Origin of the sequence: Streptosporangium sp. NPDC000239 (assembly GCF_040300765.1) — a bacterium.
In the GTDB taxonomy this organism is placed as follows: Bacteria; Actinomycetota; Actinomycetes; order Streptosporangiales; family Streptosporangiaceae; genus Streptosporangium.
This window is the reverse complement of the sequence record NZ_JBEPEI010000014.1, coordinates 129,239-156,071: the sequence shown is the minus strand read 5'-3', so window position 1 is coordinate 156,071 and position 26,833 is coordinate 129,239. Positions and strand designations below refer to the sequence as shown.

Annotated in this window: 30 protein-coding genes; 16 read left to right on the top strand and 14 right to left on the bottom strand. The window is 70.1% G+C overall.

The annotated features are described in order from the left end of the window. From ABT340_RS29400 to ABT340_RS29380, 5 genes are all read left to right on the top strand, one after another. On the top strand, positions 1-769 hold a 769-nt coding region (locus tag ABT340_RS29400; RefSeq protein ID WP_352014092.1), incomplete at its 5' end, for a TetR/AcrR family transcriptional regulator. 174 nt (positions 770-943) lie between these two features. Then, the gene (locus ABT340_RS29395) at positions 944-3,076 is read left to right on the top strand and encodes a heterodisulfide reductase-related iron-sulfur binding cluster (protein ID WP_352014091.1); all 2,133 of its coding nucleotides are present in this window, start codon (positions 944-946) and stop codon (positions 3,074-3,076) included. A gap of 173 nt (positions 3,077-3,249) precedes the next feature. Next, entirely contained in the window at positions 3,250-4,053 is an 804-nt protein-coding gene (locus ABT340_RS29390; RefSeq protein ID WP_352014090.1) for a hypothetical protein, read from the top strand. After that, the gene (locus tag ABT340_RS29385) at positions 4,050-5,129 is read left to right on the top strand and encodes a glycosyltransferase (protein ID WP_352014089.1); all 1,080 of its coding nucleotides are present in this window, start codon (positions 4,050-4,052) and stop codon (positions 5,127-5,129) included. Before ABT340_RS29390 ends, ABT340_RS29385 begins: the two co-directional genes overlap by 4 nt. A gap of 73 nt (positions 5,130-5,202) precedes the next feature. Then, positions 5,203-5,484, top strand: coding sequence for a metal-sensitive transcriptional regulator (locus tag ABT340_RS29380; RefSeq protein WP_352014088.1), 282 nt, complete (start codon positions 5,203-5,205; stop codon positions 5,482-5,484). A gap of 88 nt (positions 5,485-5,572) precedes the next feature. On the opposite strand, the gene ABT340_RS29375 is transcribed toward ABT340_RS29380, so the two are convergent. From ABT340_RS29375 to ABT340_RS29365, 3 genes are all read right to left on the bottom strand, one after another. Beyond that, on the bottom strand, positions 5,573-5,761 hold the full coding sequence (locus ABT340_RS29375) for a hypothetical protein (protein WP_352014157.1): 189 nt from the start codon (positions 5,759-5,761) through the stop codon (positions 5,573-5,575). Between the two features lie 206 nt (positions 5,762-5,967). Continuing rightward, positions 5,968-7,311, bottom strand: coding sequence for a hypothetical protein (locus tag ABT340_RS29370; protein ID WP_352014087.1), 1,344 nt, complete (start codon positions 7,309-7,311; stop codon positions 5,968-5,970). Between the two features lie 47 nt (positions 7,312-7,358). Continuing rightward, entirely contained in the window at positions 7,359-7,901 is a 543-nt protein-coding gene (locus ABT340_RS29365; protein WP_352014086.1) for a gamma carbonic anhydrase family protein, read from the bottom strand. A gap of 171 nt (positions 7,902-8,072) precedes the next feature. Here ABT340_RS29365 and ABT340_RS29360 point away from each other — a divergent pair, with 171 nt between their 5' ends. Continuing rightward, positions 8,073-9,167 (top strand): hypothetical protein, encoded by a 1,095-nt coding sequence (locus ABT340_RS29360; protein WP_352014085.1) that lies wholly within the window; start codon positions 8,073-8,075, stop codon positions 9,165-9,167. 230 nt (positions 9,168-9,397) lie between these two features. Here ABT340_RS29360 and ABT340_RS29355 read toward each other — a convergent pair whose 3' ends face one another. The 7 genes from ABT340_RS29355 to ABT340_RS29325 all read right to left on the bottom strand — a co-directional run bounded on the left by ABT340_RS29355 (position 9,398) and on the right by ABT340_RS29325 (position 14,191). Beyond that, entirely contained in the window at positions 9,398-9,631 is a 234-nt protein-coding gene (locus ABT340_RS29355; RefSeq protein WP_352014084.1) for a hypothetical protein, read from the bottom strand. 122 nt (positions 9,632-9,753) lie between these two features. Then, the gene (locus ABT340_RS29350; protein WP_352014083.1) at positions 9,754-10,506 is read right to left on the bottom strand and encodes a GntR family transcriptional regulator; all 753 of its coding nucleotides are present in this window, start codon (positions 10,504-10,506) and stop codon (positions 9,754-9,756) included. A 149-nt stretch (positions 10,507-10,655) separates the two neighbouring features. Next, complete coding sequence (locus tag ABT340_RS29345; RefSeq protein ID WP_352014082.1) at positions 10,656-11,198, bottom strand: VanZ family protein; 543 nt, start codon at positions 11,196-11,198, stop codon at positions 10,656-10,658. Positions 11,199-11,248: 50 nt separating this feature from the next. Then, positions 11,249-11,959 carry a dienelactone hydrolase family protein gene (locus ABT340_RS29340; protein WP_352014081.1) on the bottom strand — a complete coding sequence of 237 codons (711 nt, stop codon included), beginning with the start codon at positions 11,957-11,959 and terminating at the stop codon, positions 11,249-11,251. 59 nt (positions 11,960-12,018) lie between these two features. After that, positions 12,019-12,420 (bottom strand): type II toxin-antitoxin system VapC family toxin, encoded by a 402-nt coding sequence (locus tag ABT340_RS29335; RefSeq protein WP_352014080.1) that lies wholly within the window; start codon positions 12,418-12,420, stop codon positions 12,019-12,021. Further along, positions 12,417-13,271, bottom strand: coding sequence for a hypothetical protein (locus ABT340_RS29330; protein WP_352014079.1), 855 nt, complete (start codon positions 13,269-13,271; stop codon positions 12,417-12,419). Before ABT340_RS29330 ends, ABT340_RS29335 begins: the two co-directional genes overlap by 4 nt. Positions 13,272-13,432: 161 nt before the next feature. Then, entirely contained in the window at positions 13,433-14,191 is a 759-nt protein-coding gene (locus ABT340_RS29325; RefSeq protein WP_352014078.1) for an IclR family transcriptional regulator, read from the bottom strand. A gap of 73 nt (positions 14,192-14,264) precedes the next feature. On the opposite strand from ABT340_RS29325, the gene ABT340_RS29320 reads away from it, so the two are divergent. From ABT340_RS29320 to ABT340_RS29285, 8 genes are read left to right on the top strand one after another with little or no spacing between them, the layout of a single operon-like run. Next, positions 14,265-15,719, top strand: coding sequence for a 2-hydroxymuconic semialdehyde dehydrogenase (locus tag ABT340_RS29320; protein ID WP_352014077.1), 1,455 nt, complete (start codon positions 14,265-14,267; stop codon positions 15,717-15,719). Then, entirely contained in the window at positions 15,712-16,509 is a 798-nt protein-coding gene (locus tag ABT340_RS29315) for a 2-keto-4-pentenoate hydratase (RefSeq protein ID WP_352014076.1), read from the top strand. Before ABT340_RS29320 ends, ABT340_RS29315 begins: the two co-directional genes overlap by 8 nt. Then, on the top strand, positions 16,506-17,438 hold the full coding sequence (locus ABT340_RS29310) for an acetaldehyde dehydrogenase (acetylating) (protein ID WP_352014075.1): 933 nt from the start codon (positions 16,506-16,508) through the stop codon (positions 17,436-17,438). The genes ABT340_RS29315 and ABT340_RS29310 overlap by 4 nt, the downstream gene beginning before the upstream one ends. Then, complete coding sequence (dmpG, locus tag ABT340_RS29305) at positions 17,435-18,448, top strand: 4-hydroxy-2-oxovalerate aldolase (protein ID WP_352014074.1); 1,014 nt, start codon at positions 17,435-17,437, stop codon at positions 18,446-18,448. The genes ABT340_RS29310 and dmpG overlap by 4 nt, the downstream gene beginning before the upstream one ends. Then, positions 18,445-19,224 (top strand): 2-keto-4-pentenoate hydratase, encoded by a 780-nt coding sequence (locus ABT340_RS29300; protein ID WP_352014073.1) that lies wholly within the window; start codon positions 18,445-18,447, stop codon positions 19,222-19,224. The genes dmpG and ABT340_RS29300 overlap by 4 nt, the downstream gene beginning before the upstream one ends. Continuing rightward, positions 19,221-19,640, top strand: a complete 420-nt coding sequence (locus tag ABT340_RS29295) for a RidA family protein (protein ID WP_352014072.1) — start codon at positions 19,221-19,223, stop codon at positions 19,638-19,640. The genes ABT340_RS29300 and ABT340_RS29295 overlap by 4 nt, the downstream gene beginning before the upstream one ends. Next, a complete protein-coding gene (locus ABT340_RS29290) occupies positions 19,637-20,152 on the top strand; it encodes a 3-hydroxyanthranilate 3,4-dioxygenase (RefSeq protein WP_352014071.1) in 516 nt (171 codons plus the stop codon). Before ABT340_RS29295 ends, ABT340_RS29290 begins: the two co-directional genes overlap by 4 nt. Before the next feature lie 3 nt (positions 20,153-20,155). After that, a complete protein-coding gene (locus ABT340_RS29285; RefSeq protein ID WP_352014070.1) occupies positions 20,156-21,127 on the top strand; it encodes an amidohydrolase family protein in 972 nt (323 codons plus the stop codon). A gap of 82 nt (positions 21,128-21,209) precedes the next feature. Here ABT340_RS29285 and ABT340_RS29280 read toward each other — a convergent pair whose 3' ends face one another. Then, the gene (locus ABT340_RS29280) at positions 21,210-21,923 is read right to left on the bottom strand and encodes a hypothetical protein (RefSeq protein ID WP_352014069.1); all 714 of its coding nucleotides are present in this window, start codon (positions 21,921-21,923) and stop codon (positions 21,210-21,212) included. Between the two features lie 503 nt (positions 21,924-22,426). Between ABT340_RS29280 and ABT340_RS29275 the strand changes: the two genes are divergently transcribed. Continuing rightward, on the top strand, positions 22,427-22,693 hold the full coding sequence (locus ABT340_RS29275; RefSeq protein ID WP_352014068.1) for a hypothetical protein: 267 nt from the start codon (positions 22,427-22,429) through the stop codon (positions 22,691-22,693). 8 nt (positions 22,694-22,701) lie between these two features. Here the strand turns inward: ABT340_RS29275 and ABT340_RS29270 are convergent, their stop codons facing one another. From ABT340_RS29270 to ABT340_RS29260, 3 genes are read right to left on the bottom strand one after another with little or no spacing between them, the layout of a single operon-like run. Then, on the bottom strand, positions 22,702-23,091 hold the full coding sequence (locus tag ABT340_RS29270; protein WP_352014067.1) for an MmcQ/YjbR family DNA-binding protein: 390 nt from the start codon (positions 23,089-23,091) through the stop codon (positions 22,702-22,704). Beyond that, positions 23,075-24,154 carry a DUF2293 domain-containing protein gene (locus tag ABT340_RS29265; RefSeq protein ID WP_352014066.1) on the bottom strand — a complete coding sequence of 360 codons (1,080 nt, stop codon included), beginning with the start codon at positions 24,152-24,154 and terminating at the stop codon, positions 23,075-23,077. Before ABT340_RS29265 ends, ABT340_RS29270 begins: the two co-directional genes overlap by 17 nt. A gap of 23 nt (positions 24,155-24,177) precedes the next feature. Then, positions 24,178-25,911 carry a pyruvate dehydrogenase gene (locus ABT340_RS29260; protein WP_352014065.1) on the bottom strand — a complete coding sequence of 578 codons (1,734 nt, stop codon included), beginning with the start codon at positions 25,909-25,911 and terminating at the stop codon, positions 24,178-24,180. Positions 25,912-25,999: 88 nt separating this feature from the next. Between ABT340_RS29260 and ABT340_RS29255 the strand changes: the two genes are divergently transcribed. Continuing rightward, positions 26,000-26,704 (top strand): SIR2 family NAD-dependent protein deacylase, encoded by a 705-nt coding sequence (locus ABT340_RS29255; RefSeq protein ID WP_352014064.1) that lies wholly within the window; start codon positions 26,000-26,002, stop codon positions 26,702-26,704. The last annotated feature ends 129 nt before the right edge of the window (positions 26,705-26,833 follow it).

Sequence of the window (26,833 nt, the reverse complement as noted above, 5' to 3'; positions counted from 1 at the left end):
TACGGCTCCCGCAGGGCGGGACGCGGGGCGGAGCGTCAGGCAGGGCGCCGAGCGGGGCACGGAACAGGACACCGGGCGGGGCGCGGGCCGTACGGCTCCCGCAGGGCGGGACGCGGGGCGGAGCGTCAGGCAGGGCGCCGAGCGGGGCACGGAACAGGACACCGGGCGGGGCGCGGGCCGTACGGCGGGCGGGCGGCGCCTCGGGCGCAGGCCGGGGTCGGCCGACACGCGTGGGCAGATCCTCGCGGCGGCCCGTGAGACCTTCGCGGAGAAGGGCTTCGACAAGGCGACGGTGCGGGGCATCGCCCGGCGGGCCGAGGTCGATCCGGCGCTGGTCCACCACTACTTCACCAGCAAGGAGGGCATGTTCGTCGCGGCGATGGAGCTGCCGATCGACCCCGAGGACGTGGTCCCCATGCTGCTGGCCGGACCGCGCGAGGAGATGGGGGAGCGGCTGGCCGAGTTCGTGCTGACGATGACCTCGCACGCCCAGGCGCGTCAGCCGTTGCTCGCGCTGGTCCGCACGGCGATGACCAACGAGCAGATGGCCACCCTGATCCGTGAGTTCATGACGCACGCCCTGGTCGACAGGGTGGCGCAGGCGCTGGGCATCCCCCCGATCAGGATGGAGCTGGCCTTCGCCCAGATGTTCGGCGTGGTGCTGGCCCGTTACGTGCTCAGGCTGGAGCCGATCGCCTCGGTCGACGTCAAGGAACTGGTCGGGCTGCTCGCGCCCACGATCCAGAGGTATCTCGACCCCGTGTCCTGATGCGGTCCGGTGGACAGATTATTGTTCTACAGGACAGGTTGACCGTATGGTGGCCATGGTCGTCGTGTGTCGCCGTCCGTCGCACGGCATCGCGGCGGCGCGGGACGATCCGTCGCAACCGTGGACGGGCCGCGGTCGTACGCCTGACAGCCACCGCCGTCTGTGGGAGGACCCGTGCTCTGGGTAGCGATCATCGGGCTGATCATGACCGCCGTCGCGCTCGCGCTCGCCGCGCGTCGTGTGTTGTTCCTCTACAAACTCGCCACCGTGGGGGCACCGGCCCCCGAGCGGATCGAGTACGCCAGGGACAACGTCGGCACCGAGATCAAGGCGCAGCTCGTCGAGGTCTTCGGTCAGCGGAAACTGCTGAAGTGGACCACCTCGGGCACCGCCCACTTCTTCGTCATGTGGGCCTTCTTCATCCTGGCGACCGTCTACCTGGAGGCGTACGGCACGCTGATCCAGGGCGCGATCACCGGGACGCCCGACTTCCACATCCCGATCATCGGGACCTGGCCGGTGCTCGGCTTCCTGCAGGACTTCATCGCGGTCGCGGCCCTGGTCGGCCTGGTCGTCTTCGCGGTCATCAGGGTGAGGAACTCGCCGAAGAAGCTGGGCCGCAAGTCCCGCTTCTCCGGTTCGCACCTCGGCGGAGCCTGGCTCGTCCTCTTCATGATCTTCAACGTGATCTGGACGATGTTCCTGTTCAGGGGGGCCGCCCACAACACCGGCAACCTGCCCTACGCCTCGGGCGCGTTCGCCTCCGAGGCCACCGCGGCGCTGCTGCACCCGCTGGGTGAGACGGCCAACGAGGTCCTCGAAGGCGTCGGACTGCTGCTGCACATCGGCGTCATGCTGGTCTTCCTGATCATCGTGGTGAACTCCAAGCACCTGCACATCTTCACCGCGCCGCTGAACGTGCTGTTCTCCCGCCGCCCCGACGGCAACGGCCCCGCCCAGCCGCTGCGGATCGACGGCAAGGTCGTCGACTTCGAGGACGAGGACCTCGACGGTGACCGGCTCGGCCGGGGCAAGGTCGAGGACACCACCTGGAAGGGCTTCCTCGACTTCTACACCTGCACCGAGTGCGGACGCTGCCAGTCGCAGTGCCCGGCGTGGAACACCGACAAGCCGCTGTCGCCGAAGATGCTCATCATCGACCAGCGCGACCACGCCTTCAAGATCGCGCCGTACCTGTCGGCGACCCAGGAGCAGCGGGCCGACCTGCACGAGGACGTGCTGGCCCTGCTGGACAAGCCGCTGGTCGGTGAGGATGGCGTCATCCACCCCGACGTGCTGTGGTCCTGCACCAACTGTGGCGCCTGCGTCGAGCAGTGCCCGGTGGACATCGAGCACATCGACCACATCCTGGACATGCGCCGCTACCAGGCGATGGTGGAGTCGAACTTCCCGTCCGAGGCCGGCGTCATGGTCAGGAACCTGGAGAACAAGGGCAACCCGTGGGGGATGTCCGAGATGAAGCGGGCCGACTGGATCGAGGAGCTGGCCGGGCGCGAGGACGACCCCATCGAGATCCAGCTCGTCGACGAGAAGATGCCCGAGGACACCGAGTACCTCTTCTGGGTCGGCTGCGCCGGAGCCCTTGAGGACAGGGCGAGGAAGACCACCAAGGCGGTCGCCGAGCTGCTGCACATCGCGGGGGTGAAGTTCGCGGTGCTCGGCCCGATGGAGGCCTGCACCGGAGACCCGGCCCGCCGCCTGGGCATGGAGTACCTCTTCGACATGCTGGCCAAGCAGAACATCGAGACGCTCAACGAGGCCGGGGTCAAGAAGATCGTCGCGACCTGCCCGCACTGCTTCAACACCCTCGCCAACGAGTATCCGCAGCTCGGCGGCACCTACGAGGTCGTGCACCACACCCAGCTGCTGGCCAAGCTGGTCGACGAGGGCAAGCTGGTCCCGGTCACGCCGATCGAGGAGAAGATCACCTACCACGACCCCTGCTTCCTCGGACGCCACAACAAGGTGTACTCCCAGCCGCGCGACATCATGGCCAAGGTCCCCGGCGTCAAGGCGCAGGAGATGCACCGGCACAAGGAGCGGGGCTTCTGCTGCGGCGCGGGCGGCGCGCGGATGTGGATGGAGGAGCGGATCGGCAAGCGCATCAACACCGAGCGGGTCGACGAGGCGCTGACCACCGACCCGGACACCATCTCGACCGCCTGCCCGTTCTGCCTGGTCATGCTGGGCGACTCGATCAACGAGAAGAAGAACGCCGGCGAGGCCAAGGAGACGCTTGAGGTCGTCGACGTCTCCCAGCTGCTGATCAAGTCCATCAAGGGGTAGGCCGGAACCCCGGTTTCGCCGTCCAGGTACGGCCTGCGACTTGCGGGCCGTACCTGACATGGGGTCAAGATTGCGCGAAAAGGACAGATGGTCGGAAACTTATCCTGTCTATAACAGAAAAATCACGGTAATCTCAACGTCGCGGCAGCCGTTCGACGGGGAGGGGGCTAACGGTGCATGTCGTCGTAACCGATGCCGAGGTCACCCTGGCCGACGTCCTGTCCCTCCGCCTGGCCATCGACGAACCGCTCAGTGAGGGCAGTGAGCTGGTCCTGCGTCAGCGGGGCACGGCCGTCGAGCACACGCTGGCACTGGGGGCGACGGGAGCCGGGGCGCGTGACGCGACGCTCGCCTTCTCCCTGGCCCCGCTGCCGCTCAGCCCCGGCCGCTGGGACACCTACCTCAACCAGGACGGGTCACGGACCAGGCTGCACAGCGTCGACCCCGGCTTCTCCCTGGACCACATCGACGCCTACGCGCTGAGCAGGCGCACGATGTCCTACCGGGCCTACCGGACCCGCAACGGCTTCCTGGCCCTGAAGATCGACGAGGCGGAGCCGGTCGCCGAGGTCCGCGCGGTCTGGTTCCGTGAGGGCCGCTTCGAGGTCACCGGCTTGCTGGCCTTCACCGGCCTCGACGACGACGAGTCCCGGCACGAGGCGCGCCTTTCGCTGCGCCACGACGCCTCCGGCTCCGCGCTGACCGCGGCCGCGACCGTCCAGGGAGTGCGCTTCCACGCCGCGCTCTCCCTGTGTGACCTGTGCGACGTGGTGGCCGGAGACCCCACCCAGCCGACGGCCTGGGCGCCCTCACTGGAGATCGACGGCCTGCCCGCCCCGCTGCGCCTGGCCTCCCGGCTCGACGACGTGAACGGCAAGCGCCGCCGCCTGCACTACCCGGCCACCCGGGTGGACGGGGTGCCGATCCGCCCCCGCTACACCGCCGACGACGAGCTCACGATCGAGGTCGGTGGATGAGGATCTGCCTGCTGGTGCCCTCGATCTGTGGCATGCGCGGAGACGTCAGGTCCGTGGTCAACCTCGCCGGTGAACTGGCCGAGCGCCACGAGGTGGAGATCCTCAGCGTACGGCGCCACCGCGACAGGCCGTTCTTCCCGATCTCCGCCAAGGTGCGGCTGTCCTGGGTCGTCGACGACCGGCCCGGTGTGCGGCACCTGCTGCCCAGGGGACAGGTGCACGCCGAGGTCGCCCTGTGGCGGCGGCTGCGCGCCCTGCGGACCGACGCGGTCGTCTCGACCAGGCCCGGCCTGAGCGTCCAGGTCGCCCGGCACGTCCCCCGGGAGACCGTACGCGTCGCCCGCGAGTGGGGACGTCCCTCCCCGCCGGGGCCGATCACGAAGTTCTACCCCCGGCTCGACGCCGTCGTCGCCGCGACCGAGCGGGGCAGGCAGGACTGGGACCACCTCCTGCACGGCGGCGCCGACGTCAGGCTGATCCCCGACGCGCTGCCCGCGGGGCCGTGGCCGCGCTCCCGCATGGACAACCGCATCGTGGCCGCGGGTGGGCGCTGGGTGCCGGTCAAGGCCTACGACCGGCTGATCCGCGCCTTCGCCGTCGTCGCCGACAAGCGCCCCGACTGGCGCCTGCGCCTGTACGGCGGCGGCCCGGAGGAACGGCGGCTGCGCTCCCTGGTCCAGGACCTGAACCTGCACAACCACGTCTACTTCATGGGCACGACCTCCGACCTGAGCGGCGAGTTCGCCAAGGCGTCGATCGTCGCGGTGACCTCGCGGGCCGAGACGCCGCAGACGCCCGGCATGACGGTGATCGAGGCGATGGCCAGCGGGGTGCCGGTGATCGGTTTCGACAGCCCGAGCGGGCCCGGCGAGTTCGTGGTCGAGGGGCGCAGCGGGGTCCTGGTGGCCGAGGGGGGCGCCGAGATCGAGGCCTACGCGGGCGCGCTGCTGGCGCTCATCGACGACGAACGGCGGCGCAGGGAACTCGCCGCCGGCGCGCTCGGGGCGGCCGCGGTCCACACGGCGCCCGTGGTCGCCGAACAGTGGGAGAGGCTGCTGACCTCCTCCTCTTCCTGAAGGCCGTCCACGGCGGGACAAGTGCTCGATCACGGCCTCTTCCCGTCGGGCGCGACACGGGTACCGTTGGGACATGCATGGCTACAGCGGAGACAAGCAGGCCTATCTGACCAGGCTGCGGCGGGTCGAGGGACAGATCAGAGGCCTGCAGCGGATGGTCGATGAGGATGCCTACTGCATCGACGTGCTGACCCAGGTGTCGGCCGCGACGCGGGCGCTCCAGGCGGTGGCGCTCGGCCTCCTGGAGGACCACATCTCGCACTGCGTCGCCGACGCGGTCAACTCCGGCGGACCCGAGGCCCAGGAGAAGATCAAAGAGGCCTCGGCGGCGATCGCCAGGCTCGTCCGGTCATAACTAGTCACAGGACCCCTTCACGAACTACGTCCCGGACTCCGAAGGGGGAGTCCGGGACTAGGTCGTTCAGATGGTTCTCTCATCGGCCTCAGCAAACAGCCGAGGCGCTCAATCCGAGCGCGTTGTCGAGCTCCGCCAAGGTGAGCGGCCGTTCGCTGGTGGCAACGGCGCTCAGCACCTCCGCGTAGAGCGCGATCTCGTCCAACGCGACACGGTCGTGGACCCTTGAGTCCAGGTCGTCGTGCCCCACCGCGTCGTCCTTCCTTCCGCAGCCCACACCCTCTCCGAGGTTACGGTGGGCGGACTTTCGTGCCCATGGCCCATCGGGACCATTCCTCACGACACCACCACAGCCCCAACGGGATCGTTTCCCGATTTTGAGATCACAATTCGGCAAATTGCCAGATATATATGGGGTCCAAGAGATACAGCAGTGACGGGAGTGAAATAACTAAATCTGTGAGTTAATCGCGCTGAACCGTGTCAGAAGTGACGCGGGAAGGTTCCCGAGGTGCCCGGGACGGGATCGTCACGTTCGTGCGTCAGACGGTGCACGACCGCGGCGGCCGTGGTGAACCCCCGCTCGGGCACCGGTGTTCCGGTCAGGTTGCACCACGCCAGCCCCATGGCGTAGGCGGCCCCCAGGAAGGCCGCGGCCCCCGCCCTGTCGGGTGGGTTGAGCGCGGAGGGCAGTCTGCCCGAGCGGGGCCAGCACCCCCGTAACGGATGCGAGGGGTCGGAGAGCACCACGTGGAGGATGTGCCGTAACTCGGGATCGAGCCACGGATAGAGCGGGTCGGCCGCCCTGGGCCCGAAGGCCGACAGGTCGGCGGCCAGCAGCGAGGCCGCGACCGCCCGCGGCTCGGCGCCCTTCGGCACCAGGAACCCCAGCGTCCCCACCAGGTCGTAGATCGCGTGCTGGAAGTGCTCCCCCGGGGAGTCGTCGGGCAACGTCACGTGCGGCGGGCACCGCGCCAGCCACGCCTGCCGTACCGCGTCGTCGCCGTAGTGCGCCACCGACGGGTCAGGCCCGGTACGGCGCAGCACCGGGTCGATCATGGCCAGCAGGACGTCGGCCCTGGGCCGGAAGCGCGCGTCGTACCTGATGGTCGCGGCCGTGTCCGCCATCAACGCCACCAGCCGCAGACCCGCCTCAGGGTGACCGGCCCTGACCCGCTCGCCGTACAGGGCCGCCAGGTCGGCCAGCGAGGCCGGAGGCAGCCAGCGCACCCACTCGTCGCCGGGCAGCGGGCGGGCGAGGAACTCGCCGAACATCGACAGCAGCACCTCGTTGCCGTCGAAGGCGGGCGCGTAGGCGCACCACATGAGCGTGCCCCAGATCGCGGCGACGGGGCTGGGGACCTCCCCGGCGAAGAACTCGGTGAAGGGACCGGTGAGCGGGAAGTCCTGGACGCGCCTGCCCCGCTGGGAGACGACCAGGTCGCGCAGCCGCTCGGTGATCTCGTACGGCACGTCGGGGCCGACGAACCCCTGCACCGAGCCACGGTCGGCGGTGAGGTCGTGGATGCCGGGGACCAGCTGCGGCGGGACCAGCGAGGGCGTCCGCACCACCTGGGCGCCCGTGCGCAGGGCCGGATCGGCGGGCGGGGCCGTCAGGTGCCAGCGGCCGTCGGCCGGGTCCTGGCGGTACCACCGGGCGCGCGCGCCGAACAGCCAGCGCCCCCCGTCCGGGGTGGCCAGGACGCGTGAGGAGACGGCCTCGGCGCGGGCGACGGGGGGCAGCGTCCCCCACCGGGGATCGCCCACGAGGGCACGCAGATCCCTCTCGATGGCGTCAAACCCGTCCCAGTGCCGCACGGCGGTCATGTTACCCATCCACCCCCGGCGGGCGCCCTACAACGGCCACGGGCCGCTCAGACGGGCTGGACGACGGCCGCGGCCCGATGCCTGGCGGCCTTGGCCACGTAGTTGTCCGGCGTGCGGGCGAAGGAGGCGCGGTCCTCGTCGGTCAGCTCGCGGACTACCCTGCCCGGGACCCCGGCGACGAGCACCCCGGCCGGGATCCGCTTGCCCGGCCCGACCAGCGCTCCGGCGGCCACCAGCGAGCCCGCGCCGATCCTGGCCCCGCCGAGCACGATCGCCCCGATGCCGATGAGCGCCCCCGTCTCCACGTGCGCCCCGTGCACCATCGCCTTGTGCCCGAGGCTGACCCGGTCCTCAAGCACGGCGGGCTCACGCGGATCGGCGTGCAGGCAGCACAGGTCCTGGATGTTGCACTCCTCGCCGACCTCGATGAGTTCGTCGTCGCCGCGCAGGACCGAGCCGTACCAGACGTTGGCGGCGCGGCCGAGCCGTACCCGGCCGACGATCACGGCTCCGGGGGCGACGTAGGCCTCGGGGTGGATCAGGGGGGTCGCGTCGCCGTCGAGGGCCGCGACGTAGGGGGAGGCGTTCATGCATCGATGGTACGAGGGGGCCGGATGCCCGATATTTCGGCGGCCGGTGGCGCGTTCCGGTTGCGGTCTTGGGCAGTAAGCAGGAAAGTCGTCTCCTGACGTCTCCTTTTCCGTAACACAACCTCCACGGGTAGCGCGATGACAAACCAGCACGAGAGCTTTCCCGATCTGATGCATGAAGACTCGTTCGAGGTCGTCATGCGCGGCTACAGCCGCCGCCAGGTCCACGACTACATGAGCCGCACCCGCAACCAGGTCCGCGATCTGGAGGAACGGCTCGCACGGGCGATCGACCAGGTGGAACAGAGTCGTGCGGAGCTGGCTGACGCTCGTCGGCGGCTTTCCGACGCCCCCCAGGACTACGACGAGCTCGGCGAGCGGCTCAGCCAGATCCTGAAGCTGGGCGAGGAGGAGGCCGCCGCCAAGCGGCAGGTCGCCGACGCCGAGGCGACCAAGCTCCGCGACGACGCCGCCACCGAGGCCGAGCGGATGGTCACCTCCGCCATGGAGCGGGCCGAGGGCATTCTGAACGCCGCCCAGCAGGAGGCGGAGCGGCGTGTGTCCGAGGCCACGAGCGCCTCCGAGCAGATGCTCTCCCAGGCGGGCAACGAGGCGGAGGAGACCGTCAACGCGGCTCGCGCCGAGTCCGAGGAGACCCTGCGCTCGGCCCGTGCGGAGGCCGACCGCATCCTCACCTCCGCCAGGCACGAGGCCGAGCGGATGATCGACAGCGCCCGCACCGAGGCCGAGTCCACGGTGACCTCAGCCAACGCCGAGGCCCACGCCACGCTGACGGCGGCCCAGCAGCGCGCCACGATCCTGGACGAGACGACCGGGCGCCGGGTGACATATCTCACCGACACCCACCACGAGGTCATGCGCCGGCTCAACGAGATGGGTGCCGTCCTCGGCGACCTGATCCACCGCGAGGGCGCGGCGGGCCCGCTGATCGACGAGGCCTCCGTGCTGCCCCCGGCGCCCGCGCAGCAGGCCCTGCCCGCCCCGGACGCCCCGCGGGCTCCCGAGCTCGCCGCCGCCGAGGCTCAGGACGGCCAGGACGGCGCGGAGGGCGACTTCTCCGGGCAGGACTTCTTCACCCCCAGGGCCGACTTCACCCCCGACCAGGTAAGGGACGGGCAGGACGAGGAGACCCTGCTCGTCGTCGAGTCGGACGTCGAGGCCGTCCGCGTGATCGTCGAGGACGACGGGGACGGCCGGGAACGGCGCGGCCGGACGGGGAACGACGAGTACGTCGCCCGCTCGTAGCCCTTCCGCTGCGGGGCGTCCTGTGTCCGGGGCGCCCCATGACGGGCGAGGAGACGTCCGGCGGATGGCCCGGTCCGTGTGGTGTCACATCCCACCGGTGTGCGGGCCGCGAATTCAAGCTGGTGTGATCAAGCGAAAGGCCCCCGCCCCCGATGGGTCGTGGGCCTTTCGCGATTGGGGGCCCGGTGCCGGGGCCGCGCGATCCGCTGAACCAGGCACCGGGCGGCTCCTCAGGAGTCCTCGTCCGGGCCGTCCGGCCGCTCGGAGAGGTCCTGCTGACGATGGAGCTGCTCGCGCAGCTTCTCGGGGTCGTCCGCGTCGATGGTCATCGCGCATCCGAGGTCACGCTGGGCGGAGGTCAGCGGGTGGTGGCGGGTTGCCCACCACCGACCCGCGTCGCTCCGCCAGATCGTCCACGCGGGAAACTCCCGGGCGATTTCCGCCAGATGCCGATCGAATGACATCTATGCACCTTCCCCGCGCCCAGGCCCTCGCGACGTCCACCTCTCGACGGTGATGCACTTCTCTAGAGAAATCAATGATCGTGGGGGACAGGTCAACCTATCGCTTGACGAGTCGCCTTGATCTATGCGTCGAAGTCGTACTGGAGTACATAGGACGCGGCGTCCAGCACCATCTCGTTGACCTCGACGGCTGTCCCGTCCGCCGTGTAGGCGACACGGCCGATCGCGATGACCGGGGTCCCCGCGGGCAGGTCGAGCTGGACGGTCTCGTGGGGGTGGGGCATGCGGGCCCGTACCTCCTCGGTGAAGTGGGCGGGGGCGTGGCCGAGGTCGCCCAGGCGCGCGTAGACGCCGCCGGGGCCGGTGTCCCGCAGGGTGATCGGTGTGCCCTCGACGAGAGCCGCGGGGAAGCAGGAGACCGACAGCTGCACGGGCCTGCCGTCGACCGAGTAGCGTCTGCGCCGTACCCACACCTCGGCGCTGCCCAGGACACGTGCGACCTCCTCCTCGGCGGCCTCCCTGCCGATCTCCACCTCGTCGACGGCGTAGGGGCGCCCCGAGGTGTCCGAGTCCCAGATCGCCTGGCCCTGTCCCCACTGCCGCTGCGCGAGCCTGCGTGAGCCGTGCCGTCTGATCGGCCGGAACAGCCGCACGTAGACTCCCGAACCGCGTTTCGGTACGGCCAGGCCCTCGTTGATCAACACGGACAGGGCCTGTCTGGCGGTCGCGCGGGCTATGCCGTGCTCGGCCATCAGGGCGTTCTCGCCCGGAAGCCGGTCCCCGTCTCTGAGCGCGCCGGACAGGATCGCTTCGCGAAGCCCGTCGGCGATGCGCCGGTAGATCGGGGGCTCGGGAGGAACCGGGGATTGCTGCACGTTATATCACCCTCTGTCACCAACCGGGTTTGGCGTCTCCAGAGAACTTGCCCCGTCTTGTCCACGATCGCACAGATGCAGACGATGGTCCCGTGCTTCTTTTGAGCGGATCGTACCCGTGTGACGAATGACGGGAATTACCCGGTCCGTTACCGGACACCCGTCTCGGCCGCCGTCCGTGACGCCCACCACCTCCGCGTGACCATCGCGGCCAGTACGGCGCCCGCCGTGTTGACCAGTACGTCGTCGACGGAACTCACCCGGCCCAGGCGCAGGCCGTACTGGAGGAGTTCGACCGTGCACGACGCGCAGGCGGCCACGGCGGCGATCCGGGCGAGGGAGGCCAGGCGCGCCACGCGCGTCGGCAGCAGGGCGCCGAGTGCGGCGAAGACCAGGAGATTGCCTCCGACCTGCACGAACACGGTGACGGCCGGGCTGCCGAACAGCTCGGCGAGGTCGCGGAGCGGGACCAGGCTGACGGTGCTCGGGGCCGGTCGCGGGGTGAGGATCATCCAGATCCAGGGGACGGTCCCGGCCACCATGGCGACGTCGGCGGCGGCCGTACGGGTGGGGTGGGGGTGGCCGTCACGGGCGCGGCGGCGGGCCAGGAGGCGGACGGCGAGCAGGGCGAGCGGGACCGCCAGGGCGCTCACGACGATGACATCTCCCCATAAAGCCCAGACCTGTCGCATGGGGTAATGATGCCGGGGTACAGGAAGATGACCTTCAGGTAAGGCCCGACTCAGCGCAGGTGGCGGCCGAGGAAGTCCAGGGCGAGCGCCCAGACGGCGGGTGCCTCCTGCGGATCGTGGAACTGCGGGGCCTCGTGGTTGAGGAAGGCGTGCCCGGCCCGTTCCGCCACGTGGACCTCCACGTTCGGCCGCTCAGCCGCGGCCCGTTCGACCAGGGCGACCCGGTCACGGGGGATGTAGGGGTCGGAGCCGCCGAAGACGAGCAGCAACGGGCAGGCGATCCGCTCCATCAACCCCGTCACGTCCGGTACGGCGGAGCCGTAGAACGACAGCACCGCGTCCGTCCGCGCGTCCGCCTCCAGGGAGGCGGCCAGCAGGTAGGCCACCGAGCCGCCCAGGCAGAACCCGACGATCCCGGCACGGCCGTCCGCCTCGGGCAGTTCGCGCAGCAGGGACAGCGCCGCCGCCGCGTCCGCGACCCCCCGGGGGACGTCGAACCGGGCGCCGACCCGTATCGACTCCGCGGTCCCGGCCTCGTCGTGGGCGGAGACCCAGCCGGGCTGGATCCGCCAGAACAGGTCCGGCGCGCCGACCACGTACCCCAGCCCCGCGAGCTCCTCGGCGACCCCCCTGATGTAGGGCCCGACCCCGTAGATCTCCTGGATCAGCAGGACGACCGGGCCATGACCGCCCTCGGGCACCCACAGATGCAGATCGAAGGACCCGTCCGCCACGGCCACCTTCTCAACACGGGTCTCCACACGATCCTCCTGAGCCATCCGACACCTCAGCCCAGTGAACCGCATCTCCCCCTGAGGGCTCACACCAGGAGCGACAGTCCGGGGAAGTCGGTGAAGTGGCGCCGGTTCCCGGTGAGCAGGGGAGCATCGTGGTACATCGCCGTGGCGCACACCCACAGATCGTTCACCTGGTGAGCGGCGCCGAGGGCATGGCCCTGGGCGACGGCCTGTGCCCTGAGAGTGCCCCAGAGACGCGCGAGATCCTCGTGATAGGGAGCCACGAGGTAGCGGCGGACGGCCTCCTCAAGCGCCTGGACTTTCTTCGGCCCCCAGTTCTTCTTGGCGGCTCCGTAGTACAGCTCTCCGACCGAGGCGAAACTCAGCGCGGGAACCGCGCCTTCGAGGTGTGGTCTGTACTGGTCGGTGTTGATCCCCTGCCACAGGTACGAGAACACGTCCGTATCCACGAAGACGTATCTCATCCCTCTCCTCTGCGCGCGGCACTGATGGCCTCAAGGAAGTCGTCGAAGTCGTCGATGGCCTCGCCCTGTAGCTCCTCGACGTCGCCTACGGGGGAGACACCCTGCTCGTGGGCGAGGGTTCCGAGAGGAGACGAGGGAGCGCTCGTCAGGCGCCTGACCGTCTCCAGGTGCATGACCCGCACGGTGGTGCCGTCCGGCTGAAGCTCGGCTCTGCCGCCGGCCATGACCAGCTGGTCCATCGCGTCGAGCACGAGATCACGCAGGTCACCGTCGAAGTCGGCCAGGATGCTCCCCGCGTAGGTGTCTATCCGGCAGCGCAGGGTGGCCGGTGAGAAGTCCCCCATGTGGAGACGGCCGACCACTGTGACCTCCCTTTCCGTCGCCTGGGCGGGCGCTTCGCGCAGTGCCTCACGGAAGACGGAGTCGATCACGAAGCCTCCTCCTGGGCGGAGCAGTTCGATCCTGCTCACTCCTCCTGAGCCGATTCCCCCGGCGAGCTGGCGAAGGCCGCTGACCACCGGAGGAGTGAAGTGGGAGGGGAGCCCCCGGCCCTGACGGACGTGCTCGATGCCCTCGTCGAGCATGCGCAGGGACTGCTGGAGCAGGTCGTTCGTCTCGGCCTGTGGGGGGCGCGTCACATCGAGGATCGCAGACCCTCGCCTGAACCCGGTGAAGTCGAGCCGTACGGCCTCGACCACGTCGCGTGGCCTGCGTCCAGGCCTGATGGAGGTGCCGAGCCCTGTCAGGGCCAGCCGTTCCAGAGTCATCTGCAGGCCGCCCGCGATGCGGGCGAGCTCTGCCAGCGGCAGCCGTCCGTCCTCGGAGGCGGGTCCACTGATCCGGACGCTCATCGAGAAATCCGGCGAGGCATCGCCATGCCGTGCCGTCATGGTCGCACCCACCCCCTCTCGGTCTCACGGTAACCCCGCCTTCCCTTCGGCGCCGAGCGGCGTCGCGGGGAGCCTATGGCATTTCCTCACTGTCGGTGATCGAAAATATCTGAAAAGTCACCTCAGATGCCCCGGGTCAGGGCTCGGGAGATTCCGAGGGCGGCGGCTTTCACGGCGGGGGCCAGGCGGGTGGGCTGGAAGCGGGCCAGCGGGACGGAGACCGACAGGGCGGCGACCGCCACGCCGTCGCCGAAGACCGGGGCCGCGATGCAGGCGCCGCCGAGCTGGGACTCCTCACGCTCGTAGGCCAGGCCCGCCGCCTGGATCTGGCCGAGTGCCTCCTCAAGCCGCTTGGGGTCCACGATCGAGTGCGGGGTCAGGCGGCGCAGAGGACGGCCGAGAACCTCCTCGATGAGGCCGGGCCCCGAGTAGGCCAGCAGCGCCTTGCCGATGCCGGTGCAGGTCAGCGGGAGACGGCCGCCGACACGTGAGGGCAGGGCGAAGGACTCCTGGCCGCGGATCTTCTCGACGTAGACCACGTCGAGGCCGTCGCGCACCCCCAGGTGCACGGTCTCGTGGGTGGCCTCGTACAGGTCGTGCATGAAGGGCAGCGCGGCGTGTCTCAGGTCGCGTTCGAGGGGCACGATGCTACCGAGTTCGAACAGCCGGCGGCCGAGGTAGTAGCCGTCGTCCCGGCGGGTGACCGCCCCGATCTCGGTCAGCTCGGTGAGCAGCCGGAAGGCGGTGGTCTTGGGGAGATGGCAGCGCGCCGCGACCTCGGTGAGCCGCAGCGGGCCTCCCGTGGGGCGGAACGCGTCGAGCACGAGCCAGGACTTCTCCAGCATCGAGAGCCGGTCGGTGTTCCGTTTCACGGAACTCATTCTTGCTCAACGGAGTCCCCGCGCCTATACCCGTACGTAGTGACCAGGTGTGGTCCTTTCGTGAGGAGAAGACTTGTCTGACCAGGTGACCCACTTCATCGGTGGGGTACAGGTCGCCGAGGGGGCGACGTTCGAGACGCACGACCCCGTGACCGGCGGGGTGGTCCGCCTGGTCCACGAGGCGGACCGGGCCGTCGTCGACAAGGCGGTCGCCGCCGCCCGCGCGGCACAGCCCGGCTGGGCGGCGCTGCCGATCGCGGAGCGGGCCGGATGGATGCGCCGCCTCGCCGACGCGATCGAGGCCAGGTTCGAGGAGCTCGTCGCCGCGGAGATCGCGGACACCGGTAAGTCGATCACACAGACCCGTACGCTGGACATCCCGCGTGGCGCGGCCAACTTCCGTTCCTTCGCCGAGATCGCCGCCCAGCGCCCCGACGAGGCCTTCCATCTGAAGGACGTGCTGAGCTACACGGTGCGCAGGCCGCTCGGTGTGGTCGCGGTGGTCGTGCCGTGGAACCTGCCGTTCCTGCTGGCGACCTGGAAGATCGGCCCCTCGCTCGTCGCGGGCAACACCATCGTGGTCAAGCCGTCGGAGCACACGCCGGGCTCGATGGCCGTGCTCGCCGACATCGCCGCCGAGGTCGGTCTGCCGCCGGGTGTCCTGAACGTGGTGCACGGCTTCGGCGGTGGCTCGACCGGCCAGTTCCTCGTGGAGCACCCGGGGGTGGACGCGGTCACCTTCACCGGCGAGAGCCGTACCGGGTCGACGATCATGAAGGGCGTGGCGGACCGGGTCAAGCCGGTCTCGTTCGAGCTGGGCGGCAAGAACGCCGGGCTGGTCTTCGCGGACGTCGATCTGGACGCGGCCGTCGAGGGCAGTGTGCGTTCGGTGTTCACCAACGGCGGGCAGGTCTGCCTGTGCACCGAGCGGCTCTACGTCGAGCGGCCGATCTTCGAGGAGTTCGTCACGCGCCTGGCCAAGCGGGCCGGGGAGCTGCGGTTCGGGCGTCCCGAGGACGAGGACACCACGATGATGCCGATGATCTCCGCCGAGCACCGGGACAAGGTGCTGACCTACTACCGGCTCGCCGAGAAGGAGGGCGCCGAGTTCAGGGCGGGCGGCGGCGTGCCGCGCTTCGGCGACGAACGGGACGGGGGGTACTACGTCGAACCGACCGTGCTGACCGGTCTGCCGCCGACCTCCAGGGTGAACCGGGAGGAGATCTTCGGCCCCGTCTGTCACGTCACGCCGTTCGACACCGAGGCCGAGGCGATCGCACTGGCCAACGACAGCGAGTACGGCCTGGCCGCGACGGTGTGGACCTCGCGGCTCAGCCGGGCGCACCGGGTCGCCCAGTCCCTTGAGGCGGGCCTGGTGTGGGTCAACACCTGGTACCTGCGCGACCTGCGCACCCCGTTCGGCGGGGTGAAGCTGTCGGGCATCGGCAGGGAGGGCGGCACCGACTCCCTGGACTTCTACTCGGAACCCACCACGATCACGATCAAGCTGGAGCCGGAACATGAGTGAGTGGAGCGAGGCGACCGACGCGCTCGCCGAGGCGGCCGACCAGCTGCTCGACGCGGCGCGCCACGGCAAGCCGTGTCCCCCGGTACGGCAGACGCTGCCGAGCGGGACGGCCGAGGTCGGCTACGCCGTACAGGAGATCAACACCAGGAGGGCGCTGCACGAGGGGCGGCGGCTGGTCGGGCGGAAGATCGGCCTGACCTCGACCGTGGTCCAGCGGCAGCTGGGCGTCGACCAGCCCGACTTCGGGATGCTCTTCGCCGACATGGCCTGCCTGGACGGGCTGCCCGTGCCCGCCTCCCGGTTCCTGCAGCCGAAGGCCGAGGCGGAGATCGCGGTCGTCCTCAAGAGCGACCTGGTCGGCGGGCCGTTCACGGTCGCGGACGTCATCAGGGCGGTCGACTTCGTGCTCCCGGCCATCGAGATCGTGGACAGCCGGATCGCCGGGTGGGACATCTCGCTGGTGGACACCATCGCCGACAACGCCTCAAGCGGGGCGTTCGTGCTCGGCAACACCCCGGTCGACCTGCGCGGTCTCGACCTGAGGCTGGCCGGGATGACCATGACGAGGAACGGCCAGGAGGCCTCGACCGGCGCAGGCGCGGCCTGCCTGGGGCACCCGCTCAACGCGGCCGTGTGGCTGGCCGACGCGCTCGGCGGCAAGGACTTCCCGCTGCTGGCCGGGGACGTGGTGCTGACCGGCGCGCTCGGGCCGATGGTGCCCGTCGAGGCCGGGGACGTGTTCGAGGCGCACATCGACGGCGTCGGTTCGGTAAGGGCGGTGTTCTCATGACGACGGTGACCACGGGTGGGCCGGTGAAGATCGCGATCATCGGGTCGGGCAACATCGGCACCGACCTGATGTTCAAGGCGCTGCTGTCCAGGCGGGTGGAGGTCGTCGCGATGGCGGGCATCGACCCCGACTCCGACGGTCTGGCCCGCGCCAGGCGGCGCGGGGTGGCCACCACCCACGAGGGTGTCGAGGGCCTGGTCAAGCTGCCCGGTTTCGACGAGGTGGACATCGTCCTGGACGCGACCTCGGCCGGGGCGCACGTGCACAACGACCGGGTGCTGCGCGAGCACGGCAAGCGGGTCATCGACCTGACCCCGGCCGCGATCGGGCCGTACGTGGTGCCTCCGGTGAACCTGGACGCCCACCTCGGCGAGCGCAACCTCAACATGGTGACCTGCGGCGGCCAGGCGACGATCCCGATCGTGGCGGCGGTGGCCTCGCGGGTCCCGGTGCGGTACGCCGAGATCGTCGCCTCGATCTCCTCCAGGTCGGCCGGCCCCGGCACCCGCGCCAACATCGACGAGTTCACCGAGACGACCTCACGGGCGATCGAGCAGGTCGGCGGGGCCGCGCGGGGCAAGGCGATCATCATCCTCAACCCGGCGGAACCGCCGTTGATCATGCGGGACACGGTCTACTGCCTCGTCGACGACTGTGACGAGGCCGAGGTCGAGCTGGCCGTACGGGAGATGGTCGAGCGGGTCGCCGGGTATGTGCCCGGTTACCGGCTCAAGCAGGACGTGCAGTTCGAGCGCGTCCCGGCGGGTGAGCCGCTGCCGACCGGGGAGCGCTCCGGCGGCGTCAAGGTGAGCGTCTTCCTCGAAGTCGAGGGGGCCGCCCACTACCTTCCCGCGTACGCGGGCAATCTGGACATCATGACCTCGGCCGCGTTGCGCACCGCCGAGCGGCTGGCGGAGGTGGGCGCATGAGGCTCTACGTCCAGGACGTGACGCTGCGGGACGGCATGCACGCCATCAGGCACCGTTACAGCACGGAGCAGGCGGCTCAGATCGCCGCCGCGCTGGACGCCGCGGGCGTCGCGGCCATCGAGGTCGCCCACGGCGACGGCCTCGCCGGGGGCAGCTTCAACTACGGCGCGGGCGCGCACACCGACGACGAGTGGATCGAGGCGGTCGCGGGAGCCGTACGGCAGGCGAAGCTGACGACCCTGCTGCTGCCCGGGATCGGCACCATCCACGACCTCAGGCGGGCCCACGCGCTCGGCGTGACCTCGGTCAGGATCGCCACCCACTGCACCGAGGCCGACATCTCCGCCCAGCACATCGCCACCGCCCGCGAACTGGGCATGGACGTGGCCGGGTTCCTGATGATGTCCCACATGGCGCCGCCGGAGGAGCTGGCCAGGCAGGCCAAGCTCATGGAGTCGTACGGCGCGCACTGCGTCTACGTGACCGACTCCGGCGGCGGGCTGACCATGGACGGGGTGCGTGACCGGGTCAGGGCCTACCGCGAGGTGCTCGACGAGGCGACGGAGATCGGCGTCCACGCCCACCACAACCTGGGCCTCGGCGTGGCCAACTCGGTCGTCGCCGTGGAGAACGGCACCTTCCGGGTCGACGCCTCCCTGGCCGGGATGGGCGCGGGCGCGGGCAACTGCCCGATCGAGGTGTTCGTCGCGGTGGCCGACCTGATGGGCTGGGAGCACGGCTGTGACCTCAACGCCCTGATGGACGCGGCCGACGACCTGATCAGGCCGTTGCAGGACCGGCCGGTCCGGGTGGACAGGGAGACGCTGACGCTCGGCTACGCCGGGGTCTACTCCAGCTTCCTGCGTCACGCGGAGGCGGCCTCCGAGCGCTACGGGATCGACACCCGGGCCATCCTGACGGAGGCGGGCAGGCGGCGGATGGTCGGCGGCCAGGAGGACATGATCGTGGACATCGCGCTGGACCTGGCGCGCGCGAAGGAGAACGCGTGACCGACATCCACAAGCTCGCCGCGGTGCTCGACGAGGCCGCCCGTACGGCTCGCGCCGTACGGCAGCCGGAGCAGGACTACGACGTGGCGACCGCCTACCGGGTGCAGGAGGAGTTGCTGCGGCTGCGCCTGGACCGGGGCGACCGGCTGGCCGGGGTGAAGCTGGGCTTCACCAGCGAGGGCAAGCGCCGCCAGATGGGCGTGCACGACGTGATCTTCGGCAGGGTGCCGGAGTCGTCGGCGGTCCTGGACGGCTCAAACGCTGATATTTCCGGCTATATCCACCCACGTATCGAGCCGGAGGTCGTCTACCTCGTCGGCAGGCGCATCGCCACCGTCGCCGACGCCCTCGCCCCCGGTGCCGTGGTGGCCATGGCGCCCGGCATCGAGATCATCGACTCCCGCTACGAGAACTTCCGCTTCTCGCTGCCCGACGTGATCGCCGACAACACCTCGGCCGCGGGCTACGTCGTCGGCCCGTGGCGGCCGTACGACCCGGCGCTGTGGAACCTCGGCATGCTGCTGGAGATCGACGGCCGGGTCGTCCAGGCCGGATCGACCGGAGCCATCCTCGGCGACCCGCGCAGGGCCGTGGTCGAGGCCGCGCGGCTGGCCGTACAGGCCGGGGTGGTCATCGAGCCCGGCTGGATCCTGCTGGCGGGCGCCGCGACCCCGGCCGAGCCGCTCCCGGCGGGCGCGCACGTCAGGGTGCAGGCCCAGCACCTGGGGTCGGTCTCCTTCACCGCCGCGGGCGCCGTGAACGGGGAGGCGCCGTGAGCGAGGGTGTGGTCGTCGGCGGGAAGGCCACGCCGCGTGGCAGGTTCCCGCACGTCAAGCGGGCCGGTGACCTCATCTACGTGTCCGGGACCAGCTCCCGCAGGCCGGACAACACGATCGCCGGGGCACGGGCCGACGAGTTCGGCACGGTCAGCCTCGACATCGCCGAGCAGACCAGGGCGGTGATCGAGAACATCCGTGACATCCTCCAGGCCGTGGGAGCCGACCTCTCCGACCTGGTCCAGGTGACCGCCTACCTGGTGAACATGAACGACTTCGGCGGCTACAACGCGGTCTACGCGGAGTACTTCGACGAGACCGGACCGACCAGGACGACGGTCGCGGTCCACCAGCTGCCCCACCCCCATCTTCTGATCGAGATCCAGGCAGTCGCCTACAAGGAGGAGAGCCAGTGATTCCGCCCATCGACTTCACCAAGTGGATCGACGAGCACGCCCACCTGCTCAAGCCCCCGGTGGGCAACAAGGTGATCTTCGAGGGGGCGAACGACCTCATCGTCATGGTCGTCGGCGGCCCGAACGCGCGGACCGACTTCCACGTCGACCCGTACGAGGAGCTGTTCTACCAGGTCCGCGGCAACATGCACATCAACGTCATGACCGAGGACGGGCCGGAGACCGTGCACGTCAAGGAGGGCCAGATGTGGCTGCTCCCGCCGAACCTGCCGCACTCGCCGCAGCGCCCCGAGGAGGGGTCGGTCGGCTTCCTGGTCGAGCGGATCAGGCCGGAGGGCGTGCTGGAGAAGTTCCGGTGGTACTGCCAGGACTGCAACGCCGTCGTACACGAGGTCGAGCTCCAGGTCCGTGACATCGTGTCCGACCTGCCGCCGATCTTCCAGGCGTTCTACGACGACGAGAAGGCCCGTACCTGCGGCGGCTGCGGCGCCCTCCACCCGGGCAAGGGATAGCCGTTGATCATCGACGTCCACACCCACCACGTCCCCCGGGGCTGGCCCGACCTGGGCTGGCCGCAGGCGCCCAGGCTCAGGGTCGAGTCGGAGCGGGAGGCCATGATCCTGCTCGGCGACCGGGAGTTCCGCAGGATCCAGGACGACTGCTGGAACCCCCGGGTCCGTCTCGACCGGATGGACGCCGACGGGATCGACGTCCAGGTCGTCTCTCCGACGCCGGTCTTCTTCTCCTACGAGCGCCCGGCGGCGCAGGCGGCCGGGGTGGCGCGGATCCTCAACGACCTGGCCCTGGAGATCTGCGACTCCGAGCGGCTCGTGCCGTTCTGCCAGGTGCCGCTGCAGGACCCCGACCTGGCCTGCGCGGAGCTGGACCGGTGCCTGGCGGCGGGGCACGCGGGCGTCGAGATCGGCAACCACGTCGGTGACCTCGACCTCGACGACGCGGGGATCGTCCAGTTCCTCCAGCACTGCGCGGCCGTCGGCGCGCCGGTCTTCGTCCACCCGTGGGACATGGCCGACAGCCCCCGGCTGCGGCGCTGGATGGCCCAGTGGCTGGTCGGCATGCCGGCGGAGACCCACCTGTCGGTGCTCGCCCTCATTCTGGGCGGCGTCTTCGACAGGGTCCCCGACAGCCTGCGGATCTGCTTCGCGCACGGCGGCGGCTCGTTCGCCTTCTGGCTCGGCCGCTTCGAGAACGCCTGGCACCGCCGCAACGACGTGGTCGGGACCTCGCTGCTGCCGCCCTCGGCCTATCTGGAGCGCTTCAGCGTCGACTCGGTGGTCTTCGACGAGCGGGCGCTGCGGCTGCTGGTGGACACCATGGGGCAGGAGCGGGTCATGCTCGGCTCCGACTTCCCCTACCCGCTGGGGGAGACGCCGGTCGGCTCGCTGATCAGGGGCGCCGGGTTCCTGACCGAGGAGGCGCGGGCGCGGCTGCTCGGCGGCAACGCCGTACGCTTCCTCGGCCGCTGACCCCTCTGTCCTCACGGCCGTACGGCGACGCCCGGGTGACCTGGCACGGTGGTCACCCGGGCGTCGCCGTACGGCCCGCGTCCTACTTCTCGGACAGCTTGCGGCCGCGGTACATCGGGTGGTCGGTCTCCCAGTAGCGCCAGCCCTCGACCCGGGCGGGAACGTTGGCGATGCCGGTGGCGATGTGGTTGACGCTGCAGTCCTCAAGCTGCTTCCAGGTCGACCAGCCGACCCGGTAGCCGAACACGCGGTACCAGAGGTTGCCGTACTTGCCGGGGGTGACGTCCCTGGCGTACAGGTGGCCCGCCTCGACGACGTGCTCCTCGGCGAGCAGCGGGTTGACGTTGTTGCGCAGCCTGCGCAGGATCCCCTCGTGCAGGGCGTTGCGGTCGATGTCGTGCTTGATCTCGCTCTGCTTCTCGCGCTCGATCTCCACCTCGAAGTACACGCGGTACTGCCGCCTGACGCTCGCCGTGATCGTGCCGCCGGGGCCGTCGATGAAGCGGGTCCTGGGAAGGAAGAAGTTGATCGGCTTGAAGTGGTGGAACCTGAAGAAGTTGTGGGGCCTGCACTTGCGGCGGGCCTCTTCCTTGAGCGTGGGGATGGTCGGCGTCGGGTTCGGGACGGCGACCGAGTCACCCTGGCTGCCGAGGGCGGCGGGCGCGGTGACGGTCGTGCACACGGAGGCAGCGAGCGCGAGGGAGGCGGACCCGGCCAGAATCGCCGTCGTCAGCCCCCTGGACCTGGTCCTGGCGCGGGCTACGACGGCATCCGTGCGGGGAATGGGCGTGAACATAGGAAGATACCGTTCTCTCCGGAACGCGGCCCGTGGCCGCGACCAACCATCTGACCGAAATACGGCCTGTGCCCGTTACGTTGGTTGACTCAACGTAACGATAAGGATGCTTACAGTTGCCAATGGTTGTCGTGTGACGCCACGCCGTCGCGAAGTCTCTTTAAAAGGGAAAGGCCGGGTGAAAGGCGTCTAGGCAGGTGGCGGTGGCGTTCTTCCGTCAGTGGTCACATTGCTCACGAAGCGGTCGGCCCATTGCGGTTCGCGGACATTCTCCTGACCCGTGGGACTTGGTGGAATCAGGGGATGAAAGACGATCTGTCGCTAAATGTGTTGGCGTAATCGCTTTTAGTGGCTGAATGGTAATCCGAGGGGCCTGAGGCCTTGGGGCTCTCTGGGGTGCCTCCGGGGCCTCGCGGTCATACCGTGGAAGTCTCCGGTTCGACGCCGTGCCGTCATCTCGGTGGCGGCACGGCGTTCCGTCTGAGATTCACGTGGAGTCATCCATGATGACCAGGATCAGGAACGCTCTCGCGGCCGGTGCGATGGGGGCCTGCGCCCTCGCCGTGCCCGCCATGACACCGGCCCAGGCGGCCCAGGTGGACGCGCCGGGCGTCACAGAGAACGTGAAGCCCTGCAAACACGGCAAGTGTCACCGCCACCGTCACCACCGTCAGAACCCGGAACGCATCCCCGGCGGAATCCTCAACGACGACCTCAGCGACAACAGGACGCCGGGCGGCAGCAGAGGAAGCGGGGGCATCATCAACTGAGGGAGCCCTCAGCTCGGCACATCACCGGGAGACGAGGCGTCCAGCGTGGCGACGAGCCGCTTGGGCGCCACGGCCCGGTAGCTCTCCTCGACCCAGTCGAGCAGCACCTCGGTCTCCGGCAGTGGGCCCGTCAGCGGGATCGTCACCCACCCCGCCCTGCCGAGGCCGTAGCCCGAGGGCTTGGCGCCGTCGAGGGACAGGGCGTGGCCGTTCGACTCGGGGAGCTTGACGCCCACGTGCGGACTCCACCTGTCGGTCGGCTCCTCGACGCCGAGGAAGACGAAGATCTTCTTGTTGACCTTGACGACGCTCTCACCCCAGGGGTGGTCCTCGTACGCCTCGGGAAGGCTCAGCGCGAACCCGCGCATCGTCTCCCGCACCTCACGCCAGCTGTCCATGGCGCCCATTGTGACCAGCGGCACCGACAATCTCGCTCCGCCAGCGGGCGAGCACCCGGTCGATGCCGCTCCTGATGCGCTCCCTGGCCTCGGCCCGGGGGACCCCGGACATCAGCAGCCGGTCGTAGTCGGTGTCCAGGTGCCGCACCGAGGCGATCACGGCCAGCGTGACGGCGTTCTCGTCGAGGACCCTGGCCGCCGCGGTACGGCCGACCCGGCCGCTGCCCCGCTGACCGGCGTGCCGGGCGATCTCCTCGGCCCGCTCGGGCGGACAGCCGGGGAACAGCCTGACGATCTCCGCGGCCATCCGCGCCTGGAACTCCACGTCCTCGCCCGCGCGCCGTTCCCGGTCGCGTTCGCGACGGCGCAGCCGTACCTCCTCGTCGGCCAGGCACTGCTCCTCGGCCAGCGCGAGCGCGGACTCCTCGACCAGGATGCCGAGGCGTTCGTACCGCTTGCGCCGTTGGTTGAACCTGACCACCAGGGCGGCCAGCCCGCTCTCCTTCTTCGCCCTGCGGCTCAGCGCCGCGTTCCCCGCGGGCAGCAGGACCAGGTGGTCCAGATCGGCACAGGTCAGGCAGTACGGCTCGGTGCCCTCCATGATGAGGTACGGCCCCGTCCCGCCACAGCCCGCGCACCTCCACTCCCGCTGGGGCTCGACCGCGACCAGGTCGGGGGCCTTGGCCTGCCGTTCGGCCAGCCGCCTCCTCCTGGCCTCGCTCATGTCGGGGGAGACCCAGTGGACACGGAAGACCGACTCCTCACCCCCGGCCAGGAAACGCAGCTCGCCCCGGTCCCTGCCGCTCGACAGGTAGGCGCTCTCGCCCTCGGTCAGCCCCCGTTCGAGCGCCCAGCGCCTGAGCAGGAGAGCCGCCTCGGTCATCCGGGCGCCGTCGACCGCGGTCAGCTCCTCAAGCGTGGCGGCCCCGCCCTGCCGCCAGGTGTCCACCTGACCGGCGCGCAGCCAGCGCAGGCCCGTCAGCACGTCGATCACGGTGACGAACCCACGCTGGGCGAGCGCGGCCTCGGCCGCCTCGGTGATCCGCCGCTGCAGTCTGCTCACCCCGACAGCCTGCCGTACGGGAATCAGGGACGGGGAATGTTGCGCAGGTTCGCCCTCGCCATGTCGATCATGCGTCCGACGCCGCCGCTCAGCACCACCTTGCTCGCGGCCTTGGCGAACCCCTTGACCTGCTCTCCGGTGATGCGCGGCGGGATGGACAGCACGTTCGGGTCGGTGACGACGTCCACCAGGTACGGGCCGGGGGCCTCCAGGGCCGTGCCGAGCGCCTCGCGGACCTCCGAGGGACTGCGCACGGTCACGGCCTCGACGCCCATCGCCGTGGCGATCGCCGCGTAGTCGGTGAAGGGGTAGTCGGTGCCGAAGTCGGGGAGGCCGTCGACCAGCATCTCCAGCTTCACCATGCCGAGCGAGGAGTTGTTGAACACCACGATCTTCACCGGAAGGTCGTGGTCCCGTACGGTGAGCAGCTCCCCGAGCAGCATGCCGAGCCCGCCGTCGCCGGACAGCGAGACCACCTGCCTGCCGGGGGCCGCGAACTGGGCGCCGATGGCGTGCGGCAGGGCGTTGGCCATGCTCCCGTGCCTGAAGGAGCCGATGACACGCCTGCGGCCGTTCGGCGTCAGGTAGCGGGCGGCCCAGACGTTGCACATCCCGGTGTCAACGGTGAAGACCGTGTCGTCGCCGGCCAGCTCGTCCAGCACGTCGGCGACGTACTCGGGATGGATCGGGACATGGTGCTCGATGTCCCGGGTGTAGGCGTCCACCACGTTGTCCAGGGCCTTCAGGTGCCGTTCGAGCATCCTGTCCAGGTAGCGCCGGTCCTGCTTCTGGCGCACGTCGGGCAGTACGGCCCGCAGCGTCTCCCCGACGTCGCCGTGTACGGCCAGTTCGAGCGGCGTCCTGCGGCCCAGGCTGCCCGCGTCGTGGTCCACCTGGACGGTCCGCGCGCCGGGCAGGAACTCGTCGTAGGGGAAGTCCGTGCCCAGCAGCACCAGCAGGTCGGCCTCCCGTGTGGCCTCGTAGCACGCGCCGTACCCGAGCAGGCCGCTCATCCCCACGTCGTAGGGGTTGTCGTACTGGATCCACTCCTTGCCCCGCAGCGCGTGCCCGACCGGGGCGAGCGTGCGGGCGGCCAGCGACATGACCTCCTCGTGCGCGCCGCGCACCCCGGCGCCGCAGAACAGCATCACCTTCTCGGCGGCGTTCAGCGCGACGGCCAGCTCGGAGACCTGGTCGGCCGGAGGGTGGAGGGTGCCCGGCCGGGTGAGGAAGTCGTGCGGCCCGGCCTCCTGGGACACCCGCAGCTGCGCCACGTCGCCGGGCAGGACGACCACGGAGACTCCCGGGCCGCCGATCGCCCGCTGTACGGCCACGCGCAGCACCCTGGGCATCTGCTCAGCCGTGCCGATCACCTCGCAGAAGCCGGCGCACTCGGTGAACAGCCGTTCCGGGTGGGTCTCCTGGAAGAAGTCCGTCCCGATCTGCGGGCTGGGGATCTGCGAGGCCAGCGCGAGCACGGGGGCACGGTTGCGGTGGGCGTCGTACAGGCCCTGCACCAGGTGGGTGTTGCCGGGCCCGCAGCTGCCCGCGCACACCGCGAGCCGCCCGGTGACCTGCGCCTCGGCGGCGGCGGCGAAGGCCCCGGCCTCCTCGTTGCGTACCTGGACCCAGTCGATGCCCCCGGTTCTGCGCACCGCGTCGACCACCGGGTTGAGGCTGTCGCCCACGACCCCGTAGATCCGTTCGACTCCGGCCTGCCGCAACACCTGGACGAACTGCTCGGCGACGGTCCCCATGGCGCTCCCCCTCGTTTCGCGTCATGGGGTACCTCACCGGTTTTTTCCGAATCACTCCGGACCGCGTAGGGCTGACTACGATTGGGCGATGACGGTGACCGTACTGACGGGGGCGGGCATCTCCACCGAATCCGGCATTCCCGACTATCGAGGCCCGAACGGCCTGTGGCGCGCGGACCCGGAGCAGGAGAAGCTCGTCACCTACCACCACTACATGGGCAGCGCCGAGATCAGACGGCGGTCATGGCTGTTCCGCCGCGACAGTCCAGCCTGGGACGCCGAGCCGAACGCCGCCCACCGCGCCCTGGCCACGCTGCCGGACGCCTGGATCATCACGCAGAACGTCGACGGCCTGCACCGGCGCGCCGGGTCGCCGCCGGACCGGGTGCTCGAACTGCACGGCAACATGTTCGGCGCGGTGTGCACCTCGTGCGGGGCGGACTCGACGACGCGTGAGGCGGTCGAACGGATCATGGCGGGGGAGGACGACCCGGCCTGCCGCGCGTGCGGCGGCGTCCTGAAGACCGCGACCGTGATGTTCGGTCAGTCCCTCGACCAGGATGTCCTGTCCAGGGCGGTCGAGGCGGCAGGGAACTGCGAGGTGTTCGTCGCCGTGGGCACCTCCCTGCAGGTACGGCCCGCGGCGACCCTGGTCTCGATCGCGGCGGAGGCGGGGGCCAGGGTGGTCATCGTCAACGGGGAGCCGACGGCCTACGACCACATGGCCGACGAGGTCGTCCACGACCCGATCGGCGTGGCCGTACCCCGGCTGTGCGCCGCGCTCACGGCCTGACGGGCCTTGACGGGCCTTGACGGGCCTTGATGGGCCTTGATGGGCAGGGCCCGCCGGGTTCGGGCCGACCGGCGCCGGTAACCGGTCGGCCCGAACCCGGCGGGCCATGTGACAAGGCCGGTGACACGA

Excerpts from the sequence above, each read along its gene's own strand:
- ABT340_RS29270 (WP_352014067.1), bottom strand. The coding sequence starts at position 23,091 with ATGGACAGCTGGCGTGAGGTGCGGGAGACGATGCGCGGGTTCGCGCTG.
- ABT340_RS29365 (WP_352014086.1), bottom strand. The coding sequence starts at position 7,901 with ATGAACGCCTCCCCCTACGTCGCGGCCCTCGACGGCGACGCGACCCCC.
- ABT340_RS29370 (WP_352014087.1), bottom strand. The coding sequence starts at position 7,311 with ATGACCGCCGTGCGGCACTGGGACGGGTTTGACGCCATCGAGAGGGAT.
- ABT340_RS29310 (WP_352014075.1), top strand. The coding sequence starts at position 16,506 with ATGACGACGGTGACCACGGGTGGGCCGGTGAAGATCGCGATCATCGGG.
- ABT340_RS29280 (WP_352014069.1), bottom strand. The coding sequence starts at position 21,923 with ATGTTCACGCCCATTCCCCGCACGGATGCCGTCGTAGCCCGCGCCAGG.
- ABT340_RS29330 (WP_352014079.1), bottom strand. The coding sequence starts at position 13,271 with ATGAGCGTCCGGATCAGTGGACCCGCCTCCGAGGACGGACGGCTGCCG.
- ABT340_RS29255 (WP_352014064.1), top strand. The coding sequence starts at position 26,000 with ATGACGGTGACCGTACTGACGGGGGCGGGCATCTCCACCGAATCCGGC.
- ABT340_RS29335 (WP_352014080.1), bottom strand. The coding sequence starts at position 12,420 with ATGAGATACGTCTTCGTGGATACGGACGTGTTCTCGTACCTGTGGCAG.
- ABT340_RS29385 (WP_352014089.1), top strand. The coding sequence starts at position 4,050 with ATGAGGATCTGCCTGCTGGTGCCCTCGATCTGTGGCATGCGCGGAGAC.
- ABT340_RS29325 (WP_352014078.1), bottom strand. The coding sequence starts at position 14,191 with ATGAGTTCCGTGAAACGGAACACCGACCGGCTCTCGATGCTGGAGAAG.
- ABT340_RS29360 (WP_352014085.1), top strand. The coding sequence starts at position 8,073 with ATGCATGAAGACTCGTTCGAGGTCGTCATGCGCGGCTACAGCCGCCGC.
- ABT340_RS29380 (WP_352014088.1), top strand. The coding sequence starts at position 5,203 with ATGCATGGCTACAGCGGAGACAAGCAGGCCTATCTGACCAGGCTGCGG.
- ABT340_RS29355 (WP_352014084.1), bottom strand. The coding sequence starts at position 9,631 with ATGTCATTCGATCGGCATCTGGCGGAAATCGCCCGGGAGTTTCCCGCG.
- ABT340_RS29260 (WP_352014065.1), bottom strand. The coding sequence starts at position 25,911 with ATGGGGACCGTCGCCGAGCAGTTCGTCCAGGTGTTGCGGCAGGCCGGA.
- ABT340_RS29275 (WP_352014068.1), top strand. The coding sequence starts at position 22,427 with ATGATGACCAGGATCAGGAACGCTCTCGCGGCCGGTGCGATGGGGGCC.
- ABT340_RS29315 (WP_352014076.1), top strand. The coding sequence starts at position 15,712 with ATGAGTGAGTGGAGCGAGGCGACCGACGCGCTCGCCGAGGCGGCCGAC.
- dmpG (WP_352014074.1), top strand. The coding sequence starts at position 17,435 with ATGAGGCTCTACGTCCAGGACGTGACGCTGCGGGACGGCATGCACGCC.
- ABT340_RS29345 (WP_352014082.1), bottom strand. The coding sequence starts at position 11,198 with ATGCGACAGGTCTGGGCTTTATGGGGAGATGTCATCGTCGTGAGCGCC.